We start from the raw sequence: 18471 nt of genomic DNA, 5'->3' as shown, positions 1-18471 counted from the left end.
ATAAGTTCTGTTTAGGTTATAGCGTTTATCGCAGTTATGAGGTACAGTATTCTTTGACTTTGATTCCCTGTATTGATGCAGCGCATCCCTATTCCCTATTACCTATTCCCCTCCTGGGAGGGGTTAGGGGTTGGTTCCTGTTCCCTGTTCCGGTGATCCGCTGTTCCCTAAAATACCGAAATTTTGTACCTCATAGCTATGAGAATTGCTATATACTCCTTAAGCAAATTTTCAAACAGGCTTTAATAATCTTTATGCAGCTAATAAATTTGCTTCGATACTATAGATAATAAACGAGTAAAATACTCAAAATGTTTATTAATCCTAGGGGGTGGTTCGGGAAGATTATTCCTTCCCATACACCAACTCAGTATACAGATATTTCTACAAATAAAGATACATCATCACAGCATAACACTCGGTTAAATCCAGCTAGATTAGGTTTTATACTAGCTGTTTTTTTTCCCCTATTCGGAGCAATTTCAACGGCTCGTGATTGGGAGGGAGTGCAACGGATGGAAAGACAAACCCAAGCTTGGTTTTTCCAACTTAGGGCTCCGGTGACTCCCCCAGACAATATAGTGATTTTGGCAATTGATGAGGAGTCTCTGAATTTAAATCAATCCTATTCTAATGATCAGTCTCAAGCACTAACTGATTTAGAACTTATCAAAAGCTGGCCTTGGAAACGAGCTGCTTATGCTACAGCGATTGAGCGGCTGATGGCTGCCGGAGCTAGGTCTGTCGCGGTTAGTCTTGTGTTAGATAGTCCCAGTAGTTACGGTGAGGCAGATGATCAACGGTTGAGAGAGGTGCTAAAAAACTATGGCGAAAAGGTTACTCTGGCCGCTATGTATGAGACTTACGAAACTGTTGAAGGTGAGACTATCAAGCTAGTTAAGCCAAATTCTTTGTTTGAGACACCCCAGCTATCTGTAGGTTCGATTAATTATCCTGTTGAGCCGGATGGCAGAATCTATCGTCTAGCCAATCAGTATCCCAAAGTTTGGGCTAAGAATAATCCAGAATTGGCAGAAACATCTAATCAGCTGATTTTTAAAGTACCTTCCTTTAACGAGGCTACCTTGGCCAAAAGGCCACGCTACGCGAAGGCAGCTGCTCAAGACTCAGGACTGAGGACGAAACCCAAAGCAGAGAATATTTTCTTCTACGGTTCGGATGTATTTCCATCTATTCCCTTCTGGTATGTCTTAGACGATAATCGCTGGCACACTCGCCTAGAAGATGGTAAGTCTTTCCAAGACAAGATTGTGTTAATTGGACCAACTGCTAGCTCATTACCAGATTTTCATCGGACTCCTGTGTCCGACAGAATGGCTGGGGTGGAAATCAATGCTAATGCGATCGCAACACTACTCGAAGGTCGTGCCATTGTCCAAGCAATTCCCAATCCTATCCACAGAGGAGTGTTGATCTTCTTAGGGGTTACTGTCGTAAGGTACTTATTCAGTCGGATTAAGCGATGGCAAGTTTGCCTAGGCTGGACAGTGCTCGGGGTAATCACTTGGGGAGGAATCAGTTATCTATTTTTCGTGTATGGGCGGCTAATTTTGCCTACAGCAGTGCCTTTAGTTAGCATGACTCTCAGTGGTATTTTCTGTAGCGCTATGGGAGCAATGCAAGACCTGAAGAATAAACAGCAACTACGCCAAACTCTCAAACATTACGTTTCTGCGCCGATTGTCCAAGAAATTATCTCTGGACAGGATGATTTACGCAATTTGCTGGAGGAAACGGAACAGGAACTATTTGCTACTAAGTTAAGTGGACGCTATCAAATCATCAAACGACTTAGTGCTGGAGGATTTGGCGAAACCTTTATTGCTGAAGACACCCAACGACCGGGAAATCCGACCTGTGTGGTCAAGCAGCTCAAACCTGCTAGCAATAATCCTCAACACTGGCAACTGGCTCGACGGTTATTTCACACCGAAGCAGAAATTCTGGAAAAGTTGGGCAAACATCACCAAATACCTGAGCTGTTAGCCTATTTTGATCAAAATCAAGAATTTTATCTAGTTGAAGAGTTCATTAATGGTCATCCTCTCAGCGATGAGTTACCACAGAAACCTCTTCCTGAAGCCAACGTCATTGCCATAGTGGTAGATATTCTACAGGTATTGCAGTTTGTCCACAGTCACAGTGTGATTCACCGAGATATTAAACCCGATAATCTAATTCGGCGCAAATTAGATCACAAGCTGGTGCTAATTGACTTTGGCGCTGTTAAACAAATTACTAATCAATTGCATCCAAGACGAAACCTGACTAATTTCACAGTGGGCATTGGTACTAAAGGTTATATGCCTAATGAACAAGCTGTGGGTAGTCCAAGATTTAACAGTGATATTTATGCCACAGGTATGATTGCTGTGCGATCGCTTACTGGCATACCTCCTAGCAAATTACCCACAGATCCCATAACTGGAGAAGTAATTTGGTTCGATAAGGCACAGGTCAGTCCTGAATTAGCTACAGTGGTCAACAAAATGGTGCGCTATAGCTTCCGAAGTCGCTATCAGTCGGCTCAGGAGGTATTAGAAGCACTGAAACCTTTAACCACAACCTTGCCAACATTCTCGTTTAGTAGCCCTAAGTCATCCGTAGTGCTAGAATCTGAGGCTTCCACCGTGCCAGCACTACAGGAAACCATGGTTGATAGTGACTGTTCGAGTTCACAGAAAACTGTTCCGTTGTCGGAATCTACCACAGTGCTAGAGGAGGAAACCATGCCCGATAGTGATTATTCGAGTTCACAGAAAACTGTTCCGTTGTCGGAATCTACCACAGTGCTAGAGTCTGACGAAACCTGATCCTAGTGATTAGTCAAGTGATTAGTCAGTCAATAGGCCAGTTGAATGTTAAGTGTCTACTTTCAAGATTCAACCTACCCTACACCGAACGCCAAAGGCGAACAACATTTTAGAATTTAGAATTCTACATTCTGCATTCTACATTCTGCATTTTGACAGACAACCTACCCTACACCGAACGCCAAAGGCGAACAACCTGCTAACCTTCAACCTGCTAACCTTCAACCTTGAACCTACTAACCTTGAACCAGCTAACCTTGAACCTACTAACCTTAAACCTTAAACCTTAAACCTTCAACCTTAAACCTTCAACATTAGGCCACTGCTAGAGGATTCAACCATCGCAAAATTTCCCGTTGCAAGCGATTTAAATCGCGATAGACTTCTTGCTTGACCCACTGACCTACGGCATCCAATGGGGTAAAAACTGCTCCTGGGTTTAACGTGACATCTTGCCCTAAAGGTGTTAAATGATTTCCTGGTATCCGCTGTAGGGCAACCATATTTGGAAAACGTTTCTGCAAGGTTTGGGTCAAGCTAACACTTTGGTCAATCTCGTCATCAGTGAATTTAATCAGTAAATTACGCTGGATTTGATAGCGTTGAGTAATCAGATAGTTAGTTTCTTGGGGTGAGGGAGTAAACTCGACCTGGAAGATAGGATTTAGGTTTAACTGTTCCACAAAGGGAATGGCACGGTCAGCGGAATAGTTGTTATAGGAAATCAAGATATTACCAGCTCGCTCTACACTGAAGAGGCTGCCAATCAACAAATGCAGTTTGCACCCCATGCTGTGGCCAATACCATAGATGGGTAGATACCGTTTCCTTAAAACATTGGTTACCTGTAAGCGATTTAGAGTAGTCTCGAAGCGGTTGAGTACATCTCGTGCGATCGCAATATGGTCGAGGGTATTCACAAACGGTGTCGCAATCACTGCATACCGTTGAGCTGCTAATTTTTCCAGTAACAATCGGTAAGTTACGTGGGGTGCTGTAGCAATAAACGCCCCACCCAGGAAATGGATAATCCCGGTGGGACGATTGGGGATTAAAACCCAGTTACCAGATATCTCTTGCCAGTCCATGCCATACTCTACAGGGTTTACCTCTTTTATTGTAAAGAAGTTTGTAGAGTACCCTAGAGTACTTTATTAATGTAGTATCATATAAAATTTAGGCATTCTGAATTTACAATTGAGTGTTTTCTTGACCTGGTATCATGAATCGAAATTCATAAGTGTTGGGAGTAGATAATAATTCTGCACCCCTAGGATTAAGGTATCGCCCGTTTAATTTTAACTTCATGCGACTCTTGAAGCTACCAGCGCAGTAGCTAGGATTAGTATTAGCTCCAGGTGTGAAGGAAATCCTGTATTGAATTTCTCCTAGTGTAGGGTAGGCTTCGATATTAGGTAAATCTTGAGTAACACTAGTAATATCTTCAATTATTAACTCTTTACCGCACTCATTAATGATTTGCTTGTTAGAAGCTAAGCCTTGAATTGCCGAGGTAATCAATTCTGATCCGGTGTTGATATCACCAATAACTGGTTCTTGAGCATTTAACCCTGAAGCAAAAGCCAAAACCATAGCAGTTGCAGCAGCAATTAACGTATTTTTTACCTTCATCTTGAGTCTCGTTTAGTTGAGATGATTATGAGCACACAGTTGAGAACACATCTTGAGTGCCCATGACAATTAGCACTGCTTATGGGGCAGTATCAGGAAAACTGGTTAGCGGCACTTATCCATACAATTCCCGAAAGTGTCTAGTGAGGTAACAGTCTATAGGCAACTATAGGGAGAGGGGAGATGAAGAAGATGAGGCGTACTAATTTTATAAAAAAATGCTATTCTTGATAGATAGATTGACAACTAATATGAATCATATTGAGACTTTATTAGTTAATCACTATGATTATTTTTATGTCATTTATCATATATTATAAGTGTCGCATTACTTTGTAAAGGTTTATGCTAAACAACTCTACAGTACTTACGGAATAACTCTAGTTGTAAGGGTGCGTTAATAAGGCACCCTACTGATTAAAGACTCATAACTAACTCACTAAGGACTCAGCACTGACCTGAGTCAAGTCTCGAATCTGCTCAATCAAATTGTTCATACCATCAGTATTGAGGCGATAACTGATGGGATGGGCAATCAGTCGTGCTGTACTCTCATACAAAATGTCAATTTCAATCAAGCCATTCTCTTTCAAGGTACGACCTGTGGACACCAAGTCCACAATTGCCTCCGACATCCCAGTAATCGGACCAAGTTCAACAGAACCATAGAGTGGGATAATTTCCACTGGCAAATCCAGGTTATTGAAATATTCCCGAGCACAGTGAACAAACTTGGAGGCTACGCGACCATGAGCTGGCAAATCCAAAGGGCTTAGATAAGAGCTAGCTGCACGAACTGCCAATGACATGCGACAATAACCAAAGTGTAAGTCACCTAAAGTAGCCACTGCCGGGGTTTTTTCCCGTAGCACATCGTAACCAACTATCCCCAACTGAGCTTGACCATATTCCACGTAAACCGGTACATCTTGAGCTCGTACCAGTAGAGCTTGAGCAGTTTGACTGGGGTCTTGAATCTGGAGTTGGCGGTTGGCGGAGTCTAGGAAGGTACTAAAGTCTAAGCCAACGGATTGCAGTAGCTTGATGCTGTCTTTTAGGAGTGCGCCTTTGGGTAATGCGATGGTAATCATATAAGGAGCTTCGGGAGCTTTGGCAGGGGGTCAATTAGTTCACTGATCAGATCAACTATACCTGTAGAAGCTCAATTATAGAAGCCCGTGCTCCTCAAATTATCACCAACCCGATCATGTCCTTAGGTGCGCTCTTAGCACTAAGAATTAAATTCGCTTGATTGTCGCACCTGTTGAATACTTATGATTCCGGGGGGTAAGTCATTAGTTATTTGTTAAACGTTTAAATCAGGAATCAGCTCTAGCACAGTTTTTTTAATGAAATCCCGCTGATAAAAGTCAGGATCAACAATCCTTCGATTCCAGACCACAATGTCTAAATCTATACAGCGCGGTCCATTTTTATTGGGTAGGTGCGCTTTCCGTTGGCGAATTAAATTCGCCACGGGTCGCACCTCTTGCTTAACCCGCCCTTGGTCAATTTCGACTTGTTTAAGTTTTTGACGAAAGGTCTCAAAACCGTCTTCTGTATGAATTAAAAAGGCACCATTTAGAAAATCCGGTTGATCAGTAAAGCCTATGGGTTTTGTTAGGTAAAATCGAGATTCATTAACAAAATTATCAATTTTTGATAATTTATCTTTTGCTAGCTTTACATTTTTATTAGGTTCAATGTTAGAGCCAACACTTACTACCACTTCATTCACTACCACTTCATTCACTACCACTTCATTCATCGTTTAGCACTCAATTCTATAGACACAGAATCGGAAAATCGCAAAGCAAAAGGTTTATCAACTTTAACCTTAGCCCATATTATCCGGTGATTTTCCATTACAATATCTAAAATCATCTGGGTTAGCTTTTCTAGTAAATTAAACTCACTTTCTTCCACTGCTTTAATTACACGCTTAGTTAGGGTTTTATAATTTAGGGTATCTTCAACGCGATCGCTTTTTGTAGAATTTCCTGGGGTAAAGCCAGCCTTAATATTAATCACAACATCTTGTTTAGTTTTTCTTTCCCAGTCATTAAAGCCAATTATCGTTCTGAGTCTTAAATTTTTTATCTCCAGCAGCGCTTCAACATAACTGTGTTGTTTTTTGCTCCCGAAATCATTAACTTTTATTGATGTAATATCAGTAAGTTGTGTCATATCTTTGATGTATCTAGTCTTGATTAAGTTTATTGTCAGCTATCAGCCGTAAGCTATCAGCCATCAGCTGATGCGCTACGCCCACGCTACTTGAGGTGCCTTCAGCTAGCAGAATCAGATATCAGTTATCAGATATCAGTTATAATTGAAAAGCTTAGGGCTTACAGTTGATTACAAATGTTGACCACCATCTACAAATAATAACTGTCCGGTAACAAATTGATTAGAGAGCAAATAGCGAACAGCCTGACAAATCTGCGACTCATTGCCCTGGCTATGCATGGGTACTCTTTGTCTAAGTTTTTCGATATACTGTTCACTTGCCCCGGCTGGAAGTAAAATCCACCCAGGGCAAATTCCATTCACTCGAATATTTGGAGCTAATTCCCAAGCTGCCATTTCGGTTAAGTTAGCCAAGGCTTTCTTAGCTAATGTATAAGCAGAATAGGAAAAATCATTCTTGTTGATTCTGGTATCAATAATATTGATAATGTTCCCTTTTTGATAAAGACGAGCAAAATCACGGGTAAAGAAATACGGAGCCTTAAAGTTTACAGCAAAGTGACTGTCAAACAAGTCAAGTTCCGTTTCTTTTAGGGTTGCTGGTTCAAAAATAGAAGCATTATTCACCAACACATCAAGCTCAGGAACATCTGCTTTCACCCTTGGCAAAAGATTGAGCATATCTTGGTCAAAGGTTAGATCAGCTTGGTAAAACCGACAATTTCGGTCTAGGGACTGGATCTGTTTCCCTAGGATTTCCGCGTCTTGGCGAGAACTGTTGTAATGAATCGCTAGATCATAGCCGTGTTTCGCTAAGTCTAATGCGATCGCTTTACCAATCCTTTTGGTGCCACCTGTAACCAATGCCCAAGCCATACTGGTTTGTCTTTCTAGCCTTTAAATGATAATTACCTTGTGATTAACTGTATCTTAACTAAGACAGTATATCAAGTAGCTGATCCCATTTATCAATAAATTGGGTGTTTACAAGTTCGTTAATAACCCACGCTACAGATAGAGTACCTGCGTAAGTCGTATAATTTTTACTTAGGTGCGCTTGACCTTGGCGAATTAAATTAGCTCAAGGCGCGCGCCTTCGGGTCGCACCTATTGATAGTGAACCGTCAACCGTCAACTATCAACAAAATCGATTAATTGCTAATCGCTAAAAAATGCGTATCCTATTAGTAGATGATGAAATTGAGCTGACTGACCCCCTGTCTCGGGTATTAACTCGTGAAGGTTACACTGTAGATGTGGCTTATAATGGGGCGTCAGGAAATGAATTAGCTTGCGTTGGCGCTTATGACTTGTTAATCTTAGACTGGATGCTACCGCACATTTCTGGGTTAGAAATTTGCCAACAAATGCGATCGCATGACGCCACTACCCCAGTTCTTTTTCTAACCGCCAAGGACACTGTAGATGACCGAGTCATGGGATTAGATGCTGGTGCTGACGACTATCTAGTTAAACCATTTGAACTGCGGGAGTTACTCGCTAGAGTCCGGGCTCTGCTTCGGCGTTCTGCTGCGACTGATGCCCATCCCAGCCAGCGGTTACGGGTTGGACAATTAGAATTAGACTTAAACAATCAAATTGCTTATCGCCACGGACACCCAATTGAGCTATCGGAAAAAGAAAGTCAACTGCTAGGGTACTTCATGAGCCATGTTGGTCTATTATTATCTCACAAGCAAATTTATCAACATTTGTGGCCATCCGAGGAAATCCCAAAAAGTAACAATTTAGCTGCTCTAGTTCGTTTGTTGCGTCGCAAAATCGAAATTAAGGGTTCCGCCCCCCTGATCCATACAGTTTATGGTAAGGGTTATCGGTTTGGTTGATTGTTATTTGTTAATAAACAACTTATTTAACTTGTTAACAAGTTATACTACAGGGGCTAAAGGACATGCGATGCAGCCGACATGGTCCGTATTTTTGTAGTGCTAACCGATGCTTTTTGGTACCATAGCCCATGTTTGCTGTCAAATCATACTCTGAATACTTGGCAGCTAGACGAATGATTAAATCATCACGCCACACCTTGGCTACAATACTGGCCGCTGCAATATGAAGCGATCGCTGATCCCCCTTTACTAGATTTCGTTGTGCTATCGGTAAATCTGGCAACACCTGTAACCCATCAATCAGACAAATATCGGGCTTAACTTTTAATTTAAGCACAGCCCGTTTCATAGCTAACAATGACGCCTGTAAGATATTGAGCTGGTCAATTTCTGCACTAGTGGCATAACCAATAGTCCAATCCAGTGCCAATCCCTGAATTTCTTCAGACAGCCTTTGGCGTCGTTTCCGGGACAACTTTTTACTATCTTTAACGCCAGCTAGAGCCAGTTGTGGCAGGACAGATACAGGTAAAATCACTGCTGCTGCCACCACTGGACCAAATAAGGCACCTCGCCCTACTTCATCTACTCCAGCCACTAAGGAGGGAGTACCGGATAAATCCGGTAACTCACACACTTCAGTGGCTTTGTCCGTGTTCATTTATCCAATGCTGAAGAACGGCGACGGCGGCGGCGCACTATGGGGGGACTGTTAATAGTGCCATTGGTAGTACTCAGTTGATCAGATTCAGTTTCTGGAATTGGTGTGGCAGCAGTAGATTGCACCAATTCTGATTCATCTAACTCTAGCTGATCGTCGATGGAGGATTGACTATTAGTTGAATCGGTAGTTGAATCGGTAGTTAAATCAGTAGTTGAATCGGTAGTTGAATCGGTAGTTGTATTGGATAATTCTTCTTCATTATCCTCGATTTTTTCTCCCGGCAGTAACACTGAGATAATTGCTGACCTAGGATCTTTCACCTCTCGGTCTAAATGTAGTATAGGGGAAATGCCCATCAACCCATAAACATCTTGTTCTTCTGGGCTCATTTCAACCCTGACCAATTCTGGTGGTTCCTTCTCTTGAGCAAACTTGACTAGCTGGGGTTTTTCTACTCCTGAGGTGGATACCTCGGCTTCTGTGATGGCATCAAAGTTGGATGAGACAGAGATCACCCTATTTACTCCCCTAGTAATTGGTTCTTCCCTAATCACGGGGTCATCAATACGACGGCGGCGGCGGCGGCGATTATTTACCGCTCCCCGTTCCTGATAACTGGGGTGATTGAGCAAGTCCAACTCCTGATCATTCTCAGGAGATAACTCTACGGGTTCGGGGAACTCTGGAATGCTTCGCTCCGTCGGTGACGGGATCGGTGCTAAGGTCTCTAGTGCTTCTGCTTCCACTTCACCGGGAAGATGTACCAGATGACCTAACCCGCCACAGGTAGCGCAGGCTTTACCAAACAACTCGTAAATATTTTGCCCTTGGCGCTTGCGAGTCAGTTCCACTAAGCCAAGTTCCGAAAGCTGGGCAATCTGTGGTCGGGCTTTGTCCTCTTTTAGGGCTTGATTGAAGTGTTCGAGAACCTGCAACTGATCCCGCCTAGTGTCCATATCAATAAAGTCAACAACGATCACCCCAGCTAGGTTACGTAGGCGCAGCTGGCGGGCAATTTCTGTTGCTGCCTCACAGTTAGTCCACAGAACCGTTTCCCGTGCTGTAGCTGAGCGGGTAAAGGAACCAGAGTTCACATCAATTACAGTTAGGGCTTCGGTAGGTTCAATGATAATGTAGCCACCAGATGGTAAATCTACTCTTGGCTTGAGGGCTTCTCGAATTGCAGCATTGACCCGGAAGTATGCCAAAATTGGCATGCGATCGCGATGATGGTCAATCAAGACCCCTTCTGGTGCTTGACCTCCGCTCCAGCTCAACAAGTGTTGTTTAACCCGTTTGACTGCAGTACTAGAATCGACCACAATCCGATTAACATCAGCAGTGTACATATCCCGGAGGACACGCTGAATAAAATCATCATCCCGATTAAGTAGGGCTGGTGCTCTGGTAGAGGTTGCTTCGAGCTGGACAGCTTCCCATTGTTTTTGCAGGTTTTCCAAATCTTCCATAATGGCTTCTTCGGCTCTGCCTTCAGCTTCGGTGCGCACCAGCACTCCCATGCCCGATGGTTTGATTAGAATTGCTAGAGCTCTGAGGCGATTGCGTTCACTTTCGCTCTTAATCCGCCGAGACAAGTTCACTCCTCGGCCATAAGGCATCAGCACCAAATAGCGACCGGGTAAGCTAATATTACCTGTGAGCCTTGGCCCTTTGTTACCAGTGGGTTCTTTCATCACTTGTACCAACACCTTCTGCTGGGGAGTCAGCAGTTCGGTGATCGCACCAGACCGGCGTTTCAAGCGCAATGGTCCTAAGTCTGTCACATGAATAAAACCATTGCGATCGGGATCACCAATGTTGACAAATGCTGCATCAATACCCGGTAAGACATTTTCTACAACGCCGAGATAAATATCACCGACCTGGTGATTACCGGTGGCAACTACTAGTTCTTGAATTTGATCTTCCCAAAATACAGCAGCAAGTTGATGTTGCTCTGCAATAATAATTTGCTTTGGCATGCAATTTCCTCAAAACTTGGTAGTACGCTTAGTCCTACAGTTAACGATAGGAGTCGTACTCTATTTCTAGGTCTGAAATGTTCGGTGATTTACTGCCATTAAACTGATCGGCCACAGGGACTAATAAATATACTATGAATAATTAGAGTATTTTGTTGCTCATTGTTTGAGGGACAACTTTAGTCAATGGCTGTAGTCAATGGCTGTAGTTAATGGCTGTAGTTAATGGCTGTAGTCAATGGCCCTGAAACTGTCTCGAAGCCCCTTCTGTTTAGAGGGGGGTGCTGACAGGGGGTTTTGTGGTTTGGTGAATGGGATTGTAGCGGCTCTGTTGATTGTACCACTTGGAGGCGCGACATTGGTTCTATACTTTAAGACTCGCTTTCCACTAGGATCTTCTGTCCCAAAGTCGAAAATTTTTGAGGTGCGACCCGAAGGCGCGACCCAAGGCCGCGAGCAATCCCTCGCGGCCTTGGAGGCGCGGACAAACAGCGAATTTAATTCGCCAAGGTCAAGGGCACCTAATTAACTTGAGTTTTTCCACAACTGCTTCATACAGATAAATTTAACCCGGTAATTCTCGGCAGATGCCGGAAGCCGTGTATAGCACGTCAATTGTTAATTGACGAGGAGGTATCTCTTTTGGCTTTCAGGAAAAAATCCCAAAAGCGCTTTTGCTTACAGCCAATGCATTTACTACAGAATAACTTAACTATTGTTTGATACTTCAATGGCTCTCAGCTCGATTATTGCTTCTGGAGTCTTTATCAGCAGACTCCCAAATCTCAAGCTTCTGTGGCTGTTACGGCAATTATACCAGGTAAATCCGACGACTTTCCGGAAACTTCCGGAGAATCATTGATTAGGACTTACAAGTCAGTTGACCCCTTATCGGCATTGTTCGGGATTTACCACAAACTACCGAATTGGCACCAATCTATCCAAAAGTTCTGATTTTTTATTAGCTTGAGTATTTCCTGACTAGAGGTCAAGATATTCTTCAGGGTTTCTGTCTATATCTCCTGAATCTCCCTGTTTCAGCAGCTTTACTGCTTAGATTTAGGGTTTACAGGCACACATGTTTGCCTTGTTGGGGATTTGACACTCCCCGGTCTTTAGACGCGGGGATTCGTTAAGAATCCATAAACGAATCTTACAGGCGTAGTCAAAGCGCCCCTACTGAGTTCTGTCAGTCAGTTCAATCCCAACAGTTCCCGCTACTTTTCTTGCAAAAATTATGCTTTCCAGGTACTACCACTTAGCCAGTTCGGTACGCTCTGCGATCTGCAATTATTTACCCGTTCACAAGAGGATTAGCGCAATGTAATCGTTGAGGGTCGGTATCTCTCCGGTACTAGAGTCGCTTCATCACATAGGCGTCTGCCTGTACTCACATCATCATTATACATTTTTTTTGACGGCAGTTAAAACTGCCGTGTCGCGTTTCCTCCCCGCTTTAAAAAGACGGGGCTACCACGCTCCCGCGTATTTCCGTGTTATGTCCTGATCCCCTGTTGATTCGCCTACTCAAGGGTTTCCCGCTTGTCTTTCTGACTGGGGTTTCGACGATTCCCGCCCTACCATTGAGAGATTGACGACGAATTGGTTTGTCCTGTCGTGGTTAACACTAGAACCAAAGTTAATAGGCTTCGACCCTGCCGGACTGCTAACGGTGAATTTTCACACAGCCTTAGCTAGCTTCAATCATCATAGCAGATCAATTCTTTTGATAACTCAAGGGAAACTCACATTGAACGCACCGGAACTAATTCAAAGATTGATAGTTGGGGATTCTTTCGCTAATAGAAAATATCTATTAAAGTTCTTGCAGGAATTGGTTGTGCCTAAGGAGCGAAATCTCCTTTCTCTTGGTGCCCGTTCCCGTGGGCGTTGGAACCTCACCGGGATAGCACCACTGCCGTACCGATCTGATCGTAGCCTAGAAGCTTAGGCTTCAGGTGCGACTCGTGGCGAATTTAATTCGCCAAGTAAGAGCGCACCTATGCAATTTCAAAGCTGGTTTCGGTTACCCCACCCAAATTATAAAATATGGCTAGGGACTGCGCTCAACAATTTTGTTCAATTAATTTTGACTGTTTGAGATTGCCGCAGAGACTGAATAGTTGTGATCGTATGCTCAGCCACCTGCTCAATTTCCGCCATGGTATTAAAGCGTCCCATTCCAAACCGGATGGAGGCATAAGCCAGATTTTCCGGATGTCCTAGGGCTAATAGTACGTGGGAAGGAGCTACAGTTGCCGAGGAACAAGCTGAGCCAGAAGAAACGGCTGCCACAGGCTGTAATCCTAGCATCAGGGCTGCGCCATCTACTCCCTCCACACTAATGTTAAGGTTTCCGGACAATCGCTGGGTAGGATGACCATTGATCTGGATACCTTCTAGTCTAGAGAGAGATTTCCACAGACTCTCCCGCAGTTCCATCAACCGTTGAGATTCTGAGGGTTGTTCTTCTAACCCCAGTTCTATAGCCTTAGCGAACCCCACAATCTGAGGGGTATAAAGTGTACCAGAACGCATCCCTCGTTCATGCCCACCGCCATGGAGCTGGGGTGCAAGCCTTACTCTGGGGTTACGACGCCGGAAATAGAGAGCCCCAATGCCCTTTGGTCCATAAATTTTATGGGCTGTCAAGGACATTAAATCAATCTTCATCGACTGCACATCCAAGGGGATTTTGCCAATAGCCTGGGCAGCATCTGTATGGAAAAGTACATTATGCTGGCGACAAAGATCCCCAATTTCGGCCAATGGCTGCAACACTCCAATTTCATTATTGGCTGCCATCACTGACACTAAAATGGTATCAGGACGGAAAGCCTGCTCCAGCTGGCTTAAATCCACTAGTCCATCAGCTTTTACTGGTAGAAATGTCACCTCAAACCCTAGGGTTTCTAAATAATGACAGGGGTCAAGAACAGCATTGTGTTCAGTTTGTACGGTAATCAGGTGACGTCCTTTACTTAAATATGCCTCAGCCACCCCTTTAATGGCTAGATTGTTAGCCTCTGTGGCACCACTGGTAAAAATGATCTCGACCGGTGTGGCATGAATAGCATCTGCCAGAATCTGACGCCCTTGTTTCACCGCCGCTTCAGCTTCCCAGCCATAGGTATGGCTGATACTGGATGGATTGCCAAAATGTTCAGTGAAGTAGGGTAACATTGCCTCAAGCACCCGTTGATCCATAGGTGTTGTGGCATGGCAGTCTAGGTAAATTGGGCGATGCATGGTTTTTCGTTGATTAAAAATTGCAGCTGGATATTCCGCCTACACTCGTAGAGTTAGGAGGGGAGGAATGCTGCATTAAACTAATGGTTTCCCTGATTTCCATAGGACTGCTAAGGGATACATTATTATCAACTTCCTCCCCATCACCTGATCACCCCATGATCACGTGCGACCCGTGGCGAATTAAATTAGCAAACGGAAAGCGCACCTAAGAGGTTTGACAACTCAAATCAGATTCCTAGATCTCGAGTCAACAGTTTTTGAGACTGTTTTCTTGGATGACCAATGGCTACAGGTGAAAATCCCATAAATCACATTATCCAATGGCTGCTTGTGGATGGTTCCTTGTCCATTTTCCATTTTTTGGCAGCTTTCGCTGCTCATTCTCCTCACAACGCACTCCACCCTTTAAGAATTTAGTGCAGTTCATCAAAACGGCAATTTTGACTGAATACGCTTTAACTCGAGACATGTTGAACAGATTGATTTAATTTTCCCTGGTGTCAAGGCAGAATTAACTACACGAGTTTTGAGACCACATTTAGGACAGATGGGTTGGTGATTAATGATCACCCACATGCCCCACTTGAACTGAATTACCTTTTCAAGCTCAAGCTGTTTCAGTCCTTGGGCAAGTCGCTGTTCTGAATACCGGCACTTCCTGTTCAATTCATCTTGAGTCAGTTTCCCATAGTCAGATGTACAGAGCAGATGAATGATTTTACCACAGGTTTCTTCTAAGTTACTTACTTGTTCTTGGGGAGCTACAGGCTTCTCCGGTTTGGTGTAGCGGGGAGGGCACAGTGGGTAGCTCGAGAAATTCACTCGATTGTGTGTAGTGACTTTCTGTGTAGTGACTTTCTGTGTAGTGACTTTCTGCTTCCAACGGACTAACGTTGAAGAACCAGCGTGGCCACTTGTCATGGGAATGTAGCACTTATCTGACTTAATTTTGAGTTGCTGATTTTCCTGATTAAGGGTATTGCTTTGCTTCGCGGTTACCCTTTTATCCCAGTTCTGATGCTTTAACATATGGTGTCGATGTTCAACCCTTTTCACAACCATCCTAATTTTGTTAAAAATATTGTACAACCGTGATTATACGTAAGATACTCTTTTGCCCACCAGGGAGTTGCCACTGAGTTTTCACGGAGAAGATTAGCGATGGTCCATTCATGTTTTGGCAGGATGGTGGTATGGCGCTACGCTTAGCGTCAGAAGTCAGAAGTCAGAAGTCAGAAGTAAGCTAGACTCACGTTTCGGAGTTTAGGAGCGATGCAGAGGTGCGACCCGTGGCGAATTTAATAATTAGATGCGGAAAACGCACCATTACGGTCTTGGGGAGGCAGCGCGGTCTTGGGGGTTTCCCCCACTCGCTATTGCCGTGGTTTCCCCCACTCGCTATTGCATCAAGAAAATGTCCTAATTTGAATGCGTAGTGCTATATGGACGCGCTTCGCTTCTGGCTATGCGATCGCATAGCCAGTTGGGGTCAATTTCGATCAGGGTGCTCCCTACCAAAGCCGATAATGGTCACGCCCGAGCCCACACTTACCGGATCGGGAAGTGTTAGATTATTTCATCAGAACAGAGTGGTAAAAAAATTGGACACAAGTAAAGACAGTTCCTTAAAACACAGCAAAATTCACCAAAGGCTAAGTCAATTGATTAAGGTACTGGCTCAAAAATTTGGTAGTGTCCGGGAACTTGCTAGGCAAGTCAATGTCACTAACAACACCTTGACAAATTGGATGAATTTTGATAATACTCCCAGCTTAGAGAAGCTAGAGAGGCTGGCTAAAGGTATTGGTTGGACAACGGAAGAGTTGATCAGCTTCTTGGTAAGTGAGGAAAACCCGATCGAAGCTATTGAACGGAACAAGAAATCGAGTCCCTCTACTTTGACACCACCTATTTCCATGGAGCAAATTTTGGCAGAGCTTCAGTGGCGACCAGTAGAGCAATTAGTTGAGATTAATTTAGCGATCGCTAAACGGTTGCAAAGGGAATTCAGTGGCTCGACGGATACCACCGGCCTAGAGGAGGTGTTAAATCAGTCTCCTAAATTTGAGGAACTCAAGGGAGTTAAATTTATTTCGCTGAGCTTAAAGGCGAGGCGACGATTAAAGAATTGGGTAACAATCTGCCAAAGTTATGTAGGCTTGAGTCCAGAGGAATTCATCCAAGTTGCTGTCGAGAAGCACAAAATTGACCCAGGGACGTTTGGGCTATTTTATAAGAGCATCATGGAACTCTCTAGTACTCCGTTTCCCCAGAGTTACTATGAGTGGCTTTTCCCGTTAATTTCTCCAGTGAGTGGTTGGATTGGGTCAGCACAAGAAACTCCTATTCTAGATTTTTCGAGAACTTACACAGAAACTTATACAGAACCTTGGAGTAATTTTATTGAGAACTTAGAAGACATTAGTAATGGAGTGAGTACCAAGTCTAGTTCAGTCCTGTGTTAAGCAGGTTTTGTTAACGGTTGACGATTGACGGTTGACGGTTGACTGTCAAGGCTGAAGATAAGCAAACTGTCTACAAATAAACCATTGCGTTAATGCTGCACTTTAAATCAAAAGTTTAGATTGAAATAGCAATCCGTGTAGGAATTGTGATAATTTTTGTTCCGGTGATCCGCTGTTCCCTTTGCTAAAGTTTAGATCAAATCACAGACTACCCGAAAACCAAAGGAGATATATTTGACACTCCCCGTCCTTAAAGGACGGGGAGTGTCAACAGTTGGGATAGCCATTCCAAGGCTAAGGTTTCGTCAATAGGGTGCTTGTTGTGTTGGTGCTGATACTCCTCTAAATCTAGTCCTTCAATGTATTCGAGCACCATGCAGTTTAAGCTGATCTCGTGGTTTCTGGGGGAGAAGATAAAGGTTCCTTCTGATTTGGTAATTCCTGGATGATTCAGCTGACTCAACACCCATGCTTCTTGCTCAAACAGCTCAATTGCCCGAGATTGATAGTCAGTCAAGACTTTGAGAACTTTGAGAGTGTTGTGATTACTTTTTTGATCACTGTTGTGATCAAGTACCTCATAGGTTTTACCGAAAGCACCTTTGTCACTGAGTAACCCAATCACGCGATAGCGTTCTGCCAAGAGTAAGTCCGAGCCACAGGCTTGGCAAAATAGGGTATCTTCTGTATTGTAAGGTTTAGAACAATCGGGATTAATGCACCAAGTCATGGTTCCCTACCTACGAGCTACTGATATGAGCTACTGATATGAGCTACTGATATGAGCTACTGATATGAGCTACTGATATGAGCTACTTAAGCGATCGCAAAACCTCAAAAATCTTCGAGGGACACAAGCGCGATGGCACTTTACTTTAGTTTTGGGTTGCCAGTCCTGCTTCATACCAAAACAACAGAGGTTTTGAACAGATGTTTTGATTGGTTTTTCCACCACCAAACTAATCGACAGGTTGTTAATAATAGCCTAAGGATTTAGTAGTCTATTGATAGGCTTAAAGCCAAGGTAGTTTAAACCCATTGGCTGTAGTATAACCACAGAATCCACGGGGTTTTAACCCGTGGGGATGTCAATCTAATTATTAGCTTAGTCTATTAGGTATTGTTTGTCATGCCAATTTGGCATTTGTTGCTGATCACTTGAAAAGGATGACAGTTCTTTACCTTACCAAAAATCCCTATATAATTTCTTGCCTCTTGCCTCTTGCATTTTGCCAATACCCAAGCGCGACTATGTTCACAACTCAACTAAAAATGCTATATAACGGTATCACTACTATAACCAAATACAGCTAATTTTAACTCCGTTTAATTACTGATAAAAATCTAATTATTATGAAATAATAAAGATATCGCTATTAACGATTTTTAGGATAGATTATCAATCTTAAATTATTAATATTAAACCTTAGACGGATGTAAAATAGCCAAGGTAAGCTGTTCGGCATTTAAATTGGTATAATAAAAATTAATAAATAACCCAATAATAGGAAATATGCCAGCAAAAAATTATCTGACAGCAAAAAACAATACTTCAAAAAGCCTTAAAAATAGAAGAAAATGGAAATATTAGAGAACGTATTT

The 18471-nt window shown here is 43.2% G+C and carries 16 protein-coding genes; 5 read left to right on the top strand and 11 right to left on the bottom strand.

Going from position 1 to position 18471, the window contains the following annotated elements:
- Nucleotides 1-311 precede the first annotated feature (311 nt).
- Both F6K64_RS21220 and F6K64_RS21215 read left to right on the top strand, forming a co-directional pair.
- On the top strand, nucleotides 312-2834 hold the full coding sequence (locus tag F6K64_RS21220; protein WP_008189300.1) for a serine/threonine-protein kinase: 2523 nt from the start codon (nucleotides 312-314) through the stop codon (nucleotides 2832-2834).
- Between the two features lie 52 nt (nucleotides 2835-2886).
- Nucleotides 2887-3117, top strand: coding sequence for a hypothetical protein (locus F6K64_RS21215; protein WP_075873598.1), 231 nt, complete (start codon nucleotides 2887-2889; stop codon nucleotides 3115-3117).
- Between the two features lie 31 nt (nucleotides 3118-3148).
- On the opposite strand, the gene F6K64_RS21210 is transcribed toward F6K64_RS21215, so the two are convergent.
- From F6K64_RS21210 to F6K64_RS21185, 6 genes are all read right to left on the bottom strand, one after another.
- Nucleotides 3149-3922, bottom strand: coding sequence for a DUF1350 family protein (locus F6K64_RS21210; protein WP_008189302.1), 774 nt, complete (start codon nucleotides 3920-3922; stop codon nucleotides 3149-3151).
- A gap of 103 nt (nucleotides 3923-4025) precedes the next feature.
- Nucleotides 4026-4466, bottom strand: a complete 441-nt coding sequence (locus tag F6K64_RS21205) for a hypothetical protein (RefSeq protein WP_008189304.1) — start codon at nucleotides 4464-4466, stop codon at nucleotides 4026-4028.
- Between the two features lie 431 nt (nucleotides 4467-4897).
- Nucleotides 4898-5557: an ATP phosphoribosyltransferase gene (hisG, locus tag F6K64_RS21200; protein ID WP_008189306.1), complete on the bottom strand. Its 660-nt coding sequence runs from the start codon at nucleotides 5555-5557 to the stop codon at nucleotides 4898-4900.
- A 215-nt stretch (nucleotides 5558-5772) separates the two neighbouring features.
- Nucleotides 5773-6234 (bottom strand): 2-amino-4-hydroxy-6-hydroxymethyldihydropteridine diphosphokinase, encoded by a 462-nt coding sequence (gene folK, locus F6K64_RS21195; RefSeq protein ID WP_008189308.1) that lies wholly within the window; start codon nucleotides 6232-6234, stop codon nucleotides 5773-5775.
- Entirely contained in the window at nucleotides 6231-6653 is a 423-nt protein-coding gene (locus F6K64_RS21190; RefSeq protein WP_008189310.1) for a FolB domain-containing protein, read from the bottom strand. Before F6K64_RS21190 ends, folK begins: the two co-directional genes overlap by 4 nt.
- Before the next feature lie 171 nt (nucleotides 6654-6824).
- Nucleotides 6825-7532 carry an SDR family oxidoreductase gene (locus tag F6K64_RS21185; RefSeq protein ID WP_008189312.1) on the bottom strand — a complete coding sequence of 236 codons (708 nt, stop codon included), beginning with the start codon at nucleotides 7530-7532 and terminating at the stop codon, nucleotides 6825-6827.
- 296 nt (nucleotides 7533-7828) lie between these two features.
- On the opposite strand from F6K64_RS21185, the gene rppA reads away from it, so the two are divergent.
- On the top strand, nucleotides 7829-8503 hold the full coding sequence (gene rppA, locus F6K64_RS21180; RefSeq protein WP_008189315.1) for a two-component system response regulator RppA: 675 nt from the start codon (nucleotides 7829-7831) through the stop codon (nucleotides 8501-8503).
- A gap of 34 nt (nucleotides 8504-8537) precedes the next feature.
- Here the strand turns inward: rppA and F6K64_RS21175 are convergent, their stop codons facing one another.
- The 4 genes from F6K64_RS21175 to F6K64_RS21160 all read right to left on the bottom strand — a co-directional run bounded on the left by F6K64_RS21175 (nucleotide 8538) and on the right by F6K64_RS21160 (nucleotide 15460).
- Entirely contained in the window at nucleotides 8538-9167 is a 630-nt protein-coding gene (locus F6K64_RS21175; RefSeq protein WP_008189316.1) for a ribonuclease HII, read from the bottom strand.
- Nucleotides 9164-11152 carry a ribonuclease E gene (gene rne / locus F6K64_RS21170; protein ID WP_008189318.1) on the bottom strand — a complete coding sequence of 663 codons (1989 nt, stop codon included), beginning with the start codon at nucleotides 11150-11152 and terminating at the stop codon, nucleotides 9164-9166. Before rne ends, F6K64_RS21175 begins: the two co-directional genes overlap by 4 nt.
- A 2079-nt stretch (nucleotides 11153-13231) precedes the next feature.
- The gene (locus tag F6K64_RS21165; RefSeq protein WP_044495099.1) at nucleotides 13232-14401 is read right to left on the bottom strand and encodes a cysteine desulfurase family protein; all 1170 of its coding nucleotides are present in this window, start codon (nucleotides 14399-14401) and stop codon (nucleotides 13232-13234) included.
- 429 nt (nucleotides 14402-14830) lie between these two features.
- Nucleotides 14831-15460 carry a hypothetical protein gene (locus F6K64_RS21160; protein WP_143764240.1) on the bottom strand — a complete coding sequence of 210 codons (630 nt, stop codon included), beginning with the start codon at nucleotides 15458-15460 and terminating at the stop codon, nucleotides 14831-14833.
- Nucleotides 15461-15693: 233 nt separating this feature from the next.
- On the opposite strand from F6K64_RS21160, the gene F6K64_RS21155 reads away from it, so the two are divergent.
- Nucleotides 15694-15840, top strand: coding sequence for a hypothetical protein (locus F6K64_RS21155; RefSeq protein ID WP_154659943.1), 147 nt, complete (start codon nucleotides 15694-15696; stop codon nucleotides 15838-15840).
- A gap of 165 nt (nucleotides 15841-16005) precedes the next feature.
- Complete coding sequence (locus F6K64_RS21150) at nucleotides 16006-16869, top strand: helix-turn-helix domain-containing protein (RefSeq protein ID WP_161603197.1); 864 nt, start codon at nucleotides 16006-16008, stop codon at nucleotides 16867-16869.
- A gap of 250 nt (nucleotides 16870-17119) precedes the next feature.
- On the opposite strand, the gene F6K64_RS21145 is transcribed toward F6K64_RS21150, so the two are convergent.
- Nucleotides 17120-17599: a 4-Cys prefix domain-containing protein gene (locus tag F6K64_RS21145; protein ID WP_008189333.1), complete on the bottom strand. Its 480-nt coding sequence runs from the start codon at nucleotides 17597-17599 to the stop codon at nucleotides 17120-17122.
- Nucleotides 17600-18471 lie beyond the last annotated feature (872 nt).

The sequence above is a fragment of the Moorena sp. SIO3A2 genome, from assembly GCF_010672265.1.
GTDB lineage: Bacteria > Cyanobacteriota > Cyanobacteriia > Cyanobacteriales > Coleofasciculaceae > Moorena > Moorena producens.
This window is presented reverse-complemented; position numbering and strand designations above follow the sequence as displayed.